Annotated in this window: 10 protein-coding genes; 8 read left to right on the forward strand and 2 right to left on the reverse strand. The window is 40.8% G+C overall.

Annotation, left to right across the window (positions count from 1 at the left end; genetic code table 11):
* Window positions 1-3 precede the first annotated feature (3 nt).
* A complete protein-coding gene (locus tag VYJ22_RS00880) occupies window positions 4-3,015 on the forward strand; it encodes a fimbrial protein (protein WP_329904477.1) in 3,012 nt (1,003 codons plus the stop codon).
* 168 nt (window positions 3,016-3,183) lie between these two features.
* On the forward strand, window positions 3,184-3,762 hold the full coding sequence (gene rbr / locus VYJ22_RS00885) for a rubrerythrin (protein WP_329904479.1): 579 nt from the start codon (window positions 3,184-3,186) through the stop codon (window positions 3,760-3,762).
* A 1,018-nt stretch (window positions 3,763-4,780) separates the two neighbouring features.
* Here rbr and VYJ22_RS00890 read toward each other — a convergent pair.
* Window positions 4,781-5,479, reverse strand: coding sequence for an SIR2 family NAD-dependent protein deacylase (locus VYJ22_RS00890; protein ID WP_329904480.1), 699 nt, complete (start codon window positions 5,477-5,479; stop codon window positions 4,781-4,783).
* 800 nt (window positions 5,480-6,279) lie between these two features.
* Here VYJ22_RS00890 and VYJ22_RS00895 point away from each other — a divergent pair.
* The 6 genes from VYJ22_RS00895 (at window position 6,280) to VYJ22_RS00920 (ending at window position 11,270) form a co-directional block, all read left to right on the forward strand.
* Complete coding sequence (locus VYJ22_RS00895) at window positions 6,280-7,278, forward strand: acyltransferase (protein ID WP_329904481.1); 999 nt, start codon at window positions 6,280-6,282, stop codon at window positions 7,276-7,278.
* Between the two features lie 293 nt (window positions 7,279-7,571).
* Entirely contained in the window at window positions 7,572-8,288 is a 717-nt protein-coding gene (pyrH, locus tag VYJ22_RS00900) for a UMP kinase (protein ID WP_329904482.1), read from the forward strand.
* A gap of 48 nt (window positions 8,289-8,336) precedes the next feature.
* A complete protein-coding gene (gene frr, locus VYJ22_RS00905) occupies window positions 8,337-8,900 on the forward strand; it encodes a ribosome recycling factor (RefSeq protein ID WP_329904483.1) in 564 nt (187 codons plus the stop codon).
* Window positions 8,901-9,026: 126 nt separating this feature from the next.
* Window positions 9,027-9,977, forward strand: coding sequence for a ribosome small subunit-dependent GTPase A (gene rsgA, locus VYJ22_RS00910; RefSeq protein WP_329905631.1), 951 nt, complete (start codon window positions 9,027-9,029; stop codon window positions 9,975-9,977).
* A 75-nt stretch (window positions 9,978-10,052) separates the two neighbouring features.
* A complete protein-coding gene (locus VYJ22_RS00915; RefSeq protein WP_329904484.1) occupies window positions 10,053-10,994 on the forward strand; it encodes a polyphosphate kinase 2 family protein in 942 nt (313 codons plus the stop codon).
* Between the two features lie 144 nt (window positions 10,995-11,138).
* Window positions 11,139-11,270, forward strand: coding sequence for a hypothetical protein (locus VYJ22_RS00920; RefSeq protein ID WP_329904486.1), 132 nt, complete (start codon window positions 11,139-11,141; stop codon window positions 11,268-11,270).
* Between the two features lie 35 nt (window positions 11,271-11,305).
* Here the strand turns inward: VYJ22_RS00920 and VYJ22_RS00925 are convergent, their stop codons facing one another.
* Window positions 11,306-11,713 (reverse strand): hypothetical protein, encoded by a 408-nt coding sequence (locus VYJ22_RS00925; RefSeq protein ID WP_329904488.1) that lies wholly within the window; start codon window positions 11,711-11,713, stop codon window positions 11,306-11,308.
* Window positions 11,714-11,741 lie beyond the last annotated feature (28 nt).

The following is an 11,741-nucleotide window of genomic DNA, read 5'->3' on the forward strand; positions in this document are numbered from 1 at the left end:
TTTATGAAAGTAAAAATTAATCGTAACTTATTACATAGTACACTTCAGATCAGCGTAATCTTGTCTTTTTTGTCATGTTTTTTTTCATGCACTGATGACAATCGTGATAATCCCGAATTAGAGGGACATCATTCTATTATAGAGTTATCTGTAGCTATGGGAGATTTTCCTAAAGAATCAGTTATGCGATCTTCAATTTCACCAGAACAAGAGAATAAGGTGTGGAATTTATATCTATTTATTTTTAATACAGATGGAACGATTCAAAATCGTCAATTTTTCCCTTATAATCCCTCAACAGATAAATTAGCAGGAGAAGATGCTTCCGGGAAAGTTAAATTAAAAACAATATCAGGGAAGAAGAGTATTTATGCGGTGGCTAATATTGGAGAAAAATCTCCTTTAGCTGATATTACCAAAGAGCAATTGGATGCCATTACTTCTAAACAGGCTCTACAAGATCTTATTATATCATATAGAACGGGTTTTGCTACATTGTCACGTACAGATGGTAAATTGCTGATGGCAGGTAAAATAGAAGATCACACAATAATACCTGGAATAACTACAAATACTTTAAATATTCCACTCACAAGAGTTTGCTCGAAAGTTAAATTTACAGTGAATACAGCCTCAAATGTCAAGTTTACACCAAGAACATGGAGAGTACTCCGAATCCCTAATAAGGTACGGTTGTTTGCTTCAAGTACTGACAAAGTGGGACTTACTTCTTCTTCTGATTTTTTTGATTCGGAAAAAAAAGAGTTTGAAAGCATTATTAAGCCTGATGGGGGTGTCGAGAATTCGTTTACATTTTATCAATATGAGAACAAAAAGCAGAGTAAAAGTATCATCATTGGATCAGGAAGTAATCCGACTGCTGATGCTTTTTACAAAAGAGAGAAGCAAGATAAAACATCAACAGGAATAAATGGGAATGTTACTAATGGAGCCTTTACTTATGCTGACCTTAACGCCACGTATGTTCAAATCGAAGGAAGTCTTGAAATACAGAATGGATCAACACGAATTAATGCTCAAGTAACATATACTATTCATTTAGGATATGTTGATGCAAATGCCAATGATTTTGATTGTAAGAGGAATACTTATTATAATTACACTGTAACGATTAATGGAATTGAGAATATAAAAGTTGAAGCTATGGCAACTTCAGCCGATATTGAACCCAATCCAGGAGCAGAGGGGAGTAGTGTTGTGAGAAGTACTAATAATCTGAGTTTCGACGCGCATTATGCGACTACATGGGTGCGTATTGCTAGATCTGTTGCTACGTTAGCCAACCCTTATTATGTAAACACACCGTTTGAGAGACATGGAGTCAAAGATATCAATTGGATCAAATTTGTTAAAAATCCTGTTGGAAACAATCAATCTATTACAACTTATCCGGGAGAATCAAGTTCTTCATTAATGAATCCTCAACAAATGATAGAGCGACTTAAGCAAGCCCATACATCTAATGAAGCGAATTTTTTTGTTCGAGAATCCGATGGACTTGACTATACCTATTTTACTGTATTTTTAAATGAATTTTATTACGATAAGGATCCTTTAAATCCATCAGCTGTTAGTGATCCTTCGTTATGGAAAAAATTTGTAAACCAACCTGCACGAGAATTTGTTATGGCTCAAGATTATTATTTGAGCAAGGACGGGAAGTCTTCTTTTGCTGATAATGCCCTTTTGATACGACAAGAGTCAATTAAAACAACCTATGATCTTTCATCTTCTAAAGCTGTTGGGTTTGAAGTTATGGACGAAAACTGGGGACGAAGTTATACGATTGAGTCCGGTAGTAACAAGGCGAATACAGATCCCTTAGATGGGTGGAAAAATTCAGCTCTTGATTGGGAATTGGCAATAGGTGATCCCCGAACGGCAACTTGGACGCAGGATAATAATCATCGCTGGAGTAATTTTGTAAATTTAAATGCCATTGTTTCTCAGAATAATTATGGTTGGGGTACTTATCAATTAATAACTAATGGAGTAACTAATCCCAAAACATCTACGTCTAATACTGCTCGATATGCCTGTTTAGCTCGTAATAGAGATTTGAATGGTAATGGTTATATTGATAAGGATGAACTACGTTGGTACCTTCCTGCAGTTGAGCAGTTGGTGAATGTTTGGATCGGCTCTAGTGCCATTGGTGTTGATGATCAGCTTTATCGTACTTCTCAATATTACAGCCAATTGAATCGCCCTCTATATGTCTTGTATTTTAGCAGTACTTCATGGGATAATACTTCACGTAGTAATCCCACAATTCTTTGGTCCAAGGAGGGTACATCTACGAGTGCAATAGCGGGCCCTGCTGTAGGAAACTGGTTTCCTGGTGGATATAATTTAGGTTATGATAAATTTTATACTCGATGTATGAGGAATCTTGGTAACTCTGATCCGTCTGTGCAACCTGCCTCTACAGTAAAATGGGATGTAACAAATCGGATTATAAGTCTTATTGAAACAGTAGATAAATTATATTCGGGCGCATATCGAAATACAGATGTAGATTTTATGACAACAGAGCTACCTTCCCATACCGAGCGATCTCCTCAAAATATCCCTGCGAAAAGGTTTAAAGTTGCAAATAAATATTTGGGAGAGCAGAATGGTGGTGCTCCATGGGTTTTGTCATGGAATGCATTGCGAGCAACCACAACACCGGTTCAAAGTTGTAATAAAGATTATTACGAAAAATCCGATCAATCTGATAAAGGTAAATGGCGAGTACCAAATCAAAGAGAATTACAGTTGATGTCCAGAACTAAAGTTATTGGTTCAAGTGCTGCTGATGAATCTACATTTATCTGGTCAGCAACAGGTTATACGTATAGTTTGTCTCTTGATCCTCCCATGCCAGGATATACCGGAGGAAATAGAGATAGAGCTCTTCGAGGTTCAAATAAAATGTTAACGGCTTTAGAAAAGACAGAGAGCCTCAAAGTTAGATGTGTGAGGGATTTGAAGTCAAATCAATTAGAATAATTTTCTGTTTGGAAAGAATTATCATTAGCTTCATACATACTATAAAATATGGTAATATAAAGCTAATTGCTTTTTAATTAAATTACCAGATTGCTCAGCATTCTTTTTTAATTGCCTATATTTGTAGATAAACGGTTTTTTTATTTATATATCACTTACATACAGGTTATGGAAAAAAGTATCAAAGGCACAGCAACAGAGCAAAACCTGTTGAAGTCTTTTGCCGGAGAGTCGCAAGCTCGTATGAGATATACCTTCTTTGCCGTTGTGGCAAGAAAAGAAGGATTCGAGCAAATTGCCGCTATCTTTGAAGAGACTGCCGATCAAGAAAAAGAACATGCCGAACGTTTCTTCTCTTATCTTGAGGGGGGCATGGTGGAGATCACTGCTGCGTTTCCTGCAGGTGTAGTCTCAACTACTGCTGAGAACCTGAAAGCTGCTGCTGAAGGCGAAAATGAAGAATGGAGTGATCTGTATCCTCATTTTGCAGAAGTGGCTGAGCAGGAGGGATTCCCTGAGATTGCCCGCTTGTGGAAATTCATTTCTGAAGTGGAAAAAATGCACGAAGAACGTTATTTGAAGTTGCTAAGCCGGGTGGAGGAGAACGAAGTATTCTCACGTGACGAAGCTATCAAATGGCAATGCCGTAAGTGTGGTTATGTACACACAGGTAAAAACGCTCCTAAGATTTGTCCTTCATGTCGTCACGAACAGGCTTATTTTGAGCCTATGAAAGACAATTTATAATCAATTATTTTTTTCTCTTATTATGGCGCAAACCGCTTATTGATCGCAAATCAATAAGCGGTTTTTTCAGAAATATATATCCTTTGTGGGAGTATAAATCTGTTTTGAGACTGTTGCATAGCAGGCAAATTGCTGCGTTGCTTGCGAGATTCGCACTTGGTCATTTACTGGAAGTAAACTCCCTGTGCGCTCACTCTTAGCGCCTTGCACTTTATCCTCTCTGCACGGTCAAAGTGTCTTTTGTCGGTTTTGCCTCCAAAATCCACGTGACTGTTGACTTTTGCAACAGTCTCGTTTTGAGTTTTACGAAATATATTTTTATGTTGATACTTTCACCCAAAAGTGTGTAAGCATCAAGGATGTTATCTTAGATTTTTAAAGGGAAAAAGAATAACAATAATGAGACTTACACAAGTGCAATTTAAGCGAAATTGTTTCGGATTTGATTACTTCCCCACAAGGGTAAAGCGTTTGATGGAATTTTGTTTCAACCTGCTACATGTTGTTTTTTCTACCCTTTGAAGCTTCATTTCATAAAAAAGCACGCCATAATGAGACTGTTGCAAAAGTCAACAGTCTCATTATGGGCAAATCAGAGTACAAAGTCAACTTGATAATTTCAACTCTGCTATGAGCAACGTCTCTGCCTCCTTCGTGGAGAAGGAGGGGCAGGAGGATTGATGATAGTAAAATCAATCAAAACACATCACAAAAAACACTATAGTAGGAAAGGTCAGCCCCCTCTACCTCCATCGTCAAGGTTTTCTACAAGCCGAGAGTATATCCGAATTCTCAATTGAGCTATGCTGAGGCGAGAAAACCTGCAATCTTGTTGAAGGGAGATGCAGCAACTTGGACTGCATTTTCGAAGGGAGATTATCTCCTCCACAAAAAATTGTGAAAATCAAAAAAACGCTCAAACTCTGCGTTAGAAAAAAATCCCCGTAAGCCCCCCAAGCAAGCGATGAGAGAGATACGCCAAACCCGAAAAGAGAATAGCAGTAATAATTATGGTATATTATTTGAACTTCTCCAATTGTCCTATGAGCAGCTTTACGCCTCGTCCTGCTCCTGCAGTGATCTGTATGATATCGTCGCGATAAGAACTTTGTACAGGCTTAGGGTCTATAAGAAAAATAGGAGTATGAGGCTGTGCATAGGCCAAAAGACCGGCAGCAGGGTAGACATTGAGCGAAGTGCCCACGACTACAAGAATATCAGCGTCAGAGACGGCTTCAGCGGCGGGCGCCATCATAGGCACGGGCTCTCCAAACCACACGATGAAAGGACGGAGCTGACTACCATCAGGAGCCAAATCGCCTATTTTGAGATAGGGGTGAAGAGGATCGACATCATAAGTGACGTATTCGTTTTTGACGGAACGATTTTTCATCAGCTCTCCATGAAGGTGAATGACGTGCGAGCTCCCTGCTCGCTCATGCAGGTTGTCCACATTCTGTGTAACCACTGTGACCTGAAAGTCTTTTTCCAATTCCGCTATGTCATAATGTCCCGCATTAGGTTCACACCCAACATAATCCCTGCGACGCTGGTTATAAAACTCCAACACCAAAGCGGGATCTCTCTCAAAACCTTCAATGGAAGCCACATCTTCCACCCGATGTTTTTCCCACAATCCGTCACTGTCTCTGAAGGTAGATATACCGCTTTCGGCACTCATGCCTGCACCACTTAGTACAACTAATTTCTTTTTCATCTTGATATTTAGCTAAGTCACCGTTTTGAAATTATTTGATGATTCTTCTTATGCACGATTTGGGCAAAGGTTATTGAGAGAGCATCTGCCTCCCCGCACAGCCCTTTCTCCTATATAGAGCCAAGCATTTGTTGTCTCCCGTAACATATTCTCGTTTATTTGCTTGAGGGTCTGATCCCTTTAAGTTATAATGAATGCACCATTATTTATCAGTCACGTTGACTTCGAGTTTATTTACGCCTACCCATAAAGTTACGAAATATAACCCAATCACCGGGTTGCCCTACACCGAGTTATACAAATCATCTTATAGCTCAAATCGGGCTCTTAGTTTTATTGGAAAAAGCCGGATGATACAAGGTTCAAACTTTGCCTCCATCAACTTCAAAGATTGATGAGGTCATTCTCAAAAATTGATGAGGTCATTCTCAAAGATTGATACGATCACTTTTTGGGGAGGAGACATTTCAGAAAAAAAGCAAACTGGATGTGATTATGTCTCTTGAGAGACTGTTGCATAGCAGGCCAATTGCTGCGTTGCTTGCGAGATTCGCACTTGATCATTTACTGGAAGTAAACTCCCTGTGCGCTCACTCTTAGCGCCTTGTACCTTATCCTCTCTGCACGGTCAAAGTGTCTTTTGTCGGTTTTGCCTCCAAAATCCACGAGACTGTTGATTTTTGCAACAGTCTCCTTGAGCAAATCTTTTTTACAGCAAACTTACGTAAGCAAAGGTTAAGTTATAAAATTCTATCAAATGAAGCATTAACTTTGCCCCTGCAAATGAATTAGAAGCAGATATGAATGCCAAAAGAAATATAGCCATAGACACTCTACGCACCATAGCCATCATCATGGTGATCACGATACATACCTGTGGACAGTATGTAGTAGAAAGTGATGTTGTGGATGCTAACTACCACATAGCTGCGGCCTTCGAAAGTATAGTACAGATGGGTGTACCTCTTTTTATCATGATCAGCGGGGCTTTTGTTTTGGGTCGTGACGAACCGTGGGGGACATTTTATCACAAAAGACTGACTCATATTCTTTATCCTCTACTCTTTTGGCTACCGGCAAACTGGATATGGGTATGGATCAAAAATGGCTCCATAGAGCCTTTGGTCAATGTTTTTTTCAAAGGCCAATCATTTATGCATCTATGGTTCTTGGTAATGTTGATAGGACTATATCTTATCACTCCCCTACTGAATGAAATGCTGCGTCGTCTTACAACAGCAATCAGGCTTTGGATTGCCACCGCAGCATTCCTTCTTATAGGGATTGCTTCACATTATTATAACTACTATTACTCGACAACCCCCTTCTTTCCTTTTCTTTTTATGGATTACATCGGCTACTTTCTTGCCGGCTATACCATCCGTAAATACCCACCTCTCAGGTGGGGCATACCGCTGATTGTAATCTACACGGCCTCGGTATGTGGGCTCTACTTCATAGTCGCTTGCAATAATCATATACCTAAGGTCTTTTATGTGTATGACAATCTGCATCCGTTGATCGTGACAGGCAGTCTTGTTCTTTACGGTCTATTTTACACAAGTTGGGGACAAAATATGAAGGCAAATATACTATCCCGCATGCACGCTGATGTATTGGGAGTGTATCTCATTCATTTGATAATCCTCAATATTGTAACCAAAGCCATAGTAATGACAGTACCTCAAGTAATGAATTCAGCATTGCTGAGCACCATAGTTCGCATAACATTTGTTTATCTGATATCACTGCTCGTGATTCGTCTGATGAAGAAGCTCAAAATAAAGCATATCATCTAACGAGGCGGGGAGATATCCTATTCCCCCCTTTACATAGTATCTCTTTATTACGGAGTAGATCCTAAGAAAAAGTTAGTCCTAACATCAACTTGGGTGTCATTTGACATAGCTTGCAAATAAAGATGTAAAATCCTACAAGCATTATTTAAAAACCTAAAGAGTAAAAACGATGTAGAACTCACTGTCGATATATAAGGTATATCTTGGTGAGACATGTTTTATATGCCCTCTTTGCACTTGAACAATCGTAAAAAATTTGTTACTTTGCAGAAAGACTTACATTCGTACGTAATATGGGAAAATACAAACGTGTACTGCTCAAACTGAGCGGAGAATCTCTTATGGGACGTCAGCAATATGGTATTGACGCCGATAGATTGGACGATTATGCCCGGGATATTAAGATCGCCCATGAGGATATGAATACTCAAGTGGCTATAGTAATAGGGGGTGGAAACATCTTCCGCGGGCTTAGTGGTGCTACCAAAGGATTCGACAGAGTAAAAGGTGACCAAATGGGTATGTTGGCTACGGTGATAAACAGTTTGGCACTGAGCTCTGCCCTTACCTCAATAGGTGTAAAAAACAGAGTACTCACGGCTATCCGTATGGAGCCCATAGGTGAATATTACAATAAATGGCGAGCTATTGAACTGATGGAAGCCGGTGAGGTGGTGATCTTGTCCGGAGGTACAGGTAATCCTTTCTTTACCACAGATACAGGTTCATCCCTGAGAGGTATTGAAGTAGAAGCGGATGTCATGCTCAAAGGCACACGGGTTGATGGTATTTATACGGCAGATCCGGAAAAGGATGCTACAGCCACGAAATTTGATCGCATCACTTATGACGAGATTTATCGTAGAGGACTCAAGGTAATGGATCTTACCGCCACAACGATGTGCAAGGAAAACAACCTTCCTATTGTGGTGTTTGATATGGATACGCCCGGTAATCTGCTCAAAGTGCTAAAAGGCGATAATATCGGCACCTATGTATGCAATGAATAATATAGTTAGTAAATAGAAACAAATCGATAATAAAAAGAAGTGATCATTATGAGCGAGATGAGCAACTATACATCAAAAGCGGCAGAGAACATGGAGAAGGCCGTGGAGTACCTGGACGAGCAGCTCTCAAGAGTGCGTGCAGGCAAAGCTAATCCCAAAATTCTGGATGGTATCGTAGTGGAATATTACGGCAACAGCACACCCTTGTCGCAAGTAGCGTCTGTGACCATACCCGATGCCAAAACTATCATTATCACTCCTTGGGAAAAGCAGTTGATCAAGGAGATAGAGAAGGCTATCATCAACTCACCCTTAGGAATCACGCCCGAAAACAACGGCGAGCTGATCCGTTTGGGTATCCCACCTCTGACAGAAGATCGACGTAAAGAGCTGGTGAAGCAAACTAAAGCAGAATCAGAAGAGGCTAAGATCAGAGTACGCAATGCCCGACGTGATGCTATAGACAGTGTGAAAAAGAGTATAAAAGCTGACGGCACACCGGAGGATGTAGCAAAAGATACGGAAAACGAAATACAAAAGATACATGATAAATATATCAAGCGTATTGACGATCTTTTTGCTGAGAAAGAAAAAGAAATCATGACCGTGTAATACACAAATCATCGGTACAAAGACAAATAAATACATCATAAGGAGATTAAAGTGAGGACGGCTGATGTGCTCCCTCTTCTTTAATCTCTTTTTTAATGAAAAAGTAAAGAGCAAGGCATGGATTTAATAGAAGGACTGGTCATCAAAAATACAGGAAGCCACTATCTGGTCAGATGTCATGACGAGGTAGAGCGAGCTTGCATGGCCAAAGGTAATCTGCGCCTCAAAGGTATACGCTCCACAAATCCCATTACGGTGGGGGATCATGTCCTTGTGGATAAAGAGAGTGGCAATAATATGGGCGTATTCTATATCAAAGAGATACTTCCCCGCCACAACTACATCATCAGACGAGCCTCCAACCTCTCCAAACAATCGCATATCCTTGCAGCCAACCTTGACAATTCGTTTCTGGTGTGCACAATATCGCGCCCGGAGACAAGCACCACTTTTATTGATCGGTTCTTAGCTACCGCCGAGGCGTATAGAGTACCCACTGAGATCATATTCAACAAGATAGATGCTTACGACCAAGACGAACTGAGATATATGGAAATGCTTATTGATCTGTACAGCTACGTCGGCTATCCCTGCCACCGCATATCGGCTGTCACGGGAGAAGGCATAGAAGAGATCAAAGAGCAACTCCTGGGTAAGATCACCCTCCTGAGCGGTCACTCGGGAGTGGGCAAAAGCACTCTTATCAATGCACTGGTGCCCGAAGCACATCTCAAAACATCCGAGATATCGGAAGTTCACGAGACAGGCATGCACACCACTACATTCTCGCAGATGATTCGCTTAGGCGATGAGCACGAGCATGGTTATCTTATCGATACACCAGGCATCAAAGGATTCGGCACATTGGATATGGACACGGCAGAGGTATCCCATTACTTTCCGGAAATATTCGAAATATCCCATCAGTGTCGTTTCAGCAATTGCACCCACACCCACGAACCGGGATGCGCTGTGAGAGCCGCACTGGAGCGGCATGAGATAGCTGAGAGCAGGTACACCAGCTACCTGAGCATTATGGAGGATAAAGACGAATCGAAATACAGACCGGAATTCTGACGAATTTCGGTCTTTTTATAAACAATTGGCTTTACCCGATTATTATTGTAATAAATACCAATCAACTTACACTGTATGGGCAAGCAAGATTTATCAATAAGCAGACTAATACACCCTAAAGCGGGAAGCAAAGTAAACGTTGCCAAGCTAAACACCGGATATACCGGGAAAATAAAGACCAAAGAAGACGGCAAAAGACTGCTCAAAGAAAACATTGAAGAGTTGCAAGAGCTGCAAGACGAGCTATATGCCTCAGACAAATACTCCTTGTTGCTCATATTCCAAGCCATGGATGCAGCTGGCAAAGACGGTACCATAGCACATGTGATGACTGGTGTAAACCCACAAGGTTGCCAAGTGTTCAGTTTCAAGCAACCATCGGCAGAGGAGTTGGATCATGACTTTATGTGGCGATGCTACAAAGCTCTACCCGAGAGGGGACGTATAGGTATCTTCAATCGGAGTTACTATGAGGAGGTATTGATTACACGTGTGCACCCAGAGCTGATACTCAAGCAGAAACTCCCCGGCATCGACACGGCGGAAGATATAGATGACAAGTTCTTTGAGCATCGGTATGAGAGTATTAATGATATGGAGAAGCACCTCACACGTAATGGGACGATAATACTGAAGTTCTTTCTCAACGTTTCATCGGAAACTCAGAAGAAACGCTTTCTCTCGCGTATAGACGATCCGGCAAAAAACTGGAAATTCTCGGCTGCCGATATCAAAGAACGTGATTTTTGGTCTGATTACATGAAAGCCTATTCGGATATGATCACTGCTACCAACACAGAATATGCGCCCTGGTACATCATCCCTGCCGATCATAAGTGGTTTATGAGGCTTGCGGTAAGCAATATTATTGTAAACAGGCTAAGCGAACTGGAGCTAAAATTTCCTCAACTCGAACAAAAAGATCTTGATAATCTAAATTCATATCGTGACATACTCCTTAATGCAAAAGAACTTCTCAAAGACAACGAAGATATACCCCAAATAGAGATTAACTAAACTGTAAAGTAAAAGGAGACTGTTGCAAAAGTCAACAGTCTCGTTGATTTTGGAGGCAAAGCCGACAAAAGACACTTTGACCGGGCAGAGAAGGTAAAGTGCAAGGCGCTAAGAGTGAGTGCACAGGGAGTTTACTTGAGGTAAATGACCAAGCGCGAATCTCGAAAGCAAGGAAGCAATTTGCCTGCTATGCAACGGTCTCAAAAGACTTTAGCAAAAAGCGGAGCAACCTCCATGCATATACACTATGCAGAGGTTGCTCCGTCTTTTTTGTAGGAATATCGTAGTCAGGCAGCCTACCGCAAGCACTGCTACTTCTCCTTATTCTTGATAAGCAGACAGCTTATCAGGAGCGAAAGACCTCCAAAAAGCATCATAGAAGCCAATAGAATAATATCTGTGTCGAGGTATCTATCTCCGAAATATTCCACCCAATAAGAACGGATAGAGATAATCAGCCAAAAGCCTACCACAGCACCCAAGCCAACACCCATAAGCAAAGCAGAGATGCGGATCCACCTGTTGTTGGAGCTTGTAGCACTAAAATCCGAAGTTTTGTAACTTTTCCACAAGTTCTCCGCAGATATCTGTAAGTTGGGATTGTCCTTACTCAGGTCCAACATACGCATGCGTTCGTTACGACGAACATACAATTCAAAAATCTTATAGATAAAGTAGAAAATGATTCCTACTATTATCGAAGCAAACAAACTACCCATATTTTTTATACTTTTAATTAATAATCTG

Origin of the sequence: Porphyromonas pogonae (genome assembly GCF_036320655.1) — a bacterium.
GTDB lineage: Bacteria > Bacteroidota > Bacteroidia > Bacteroidales > Porphyromonadaceae > Porphyromonas > Porphyromonas pogonae.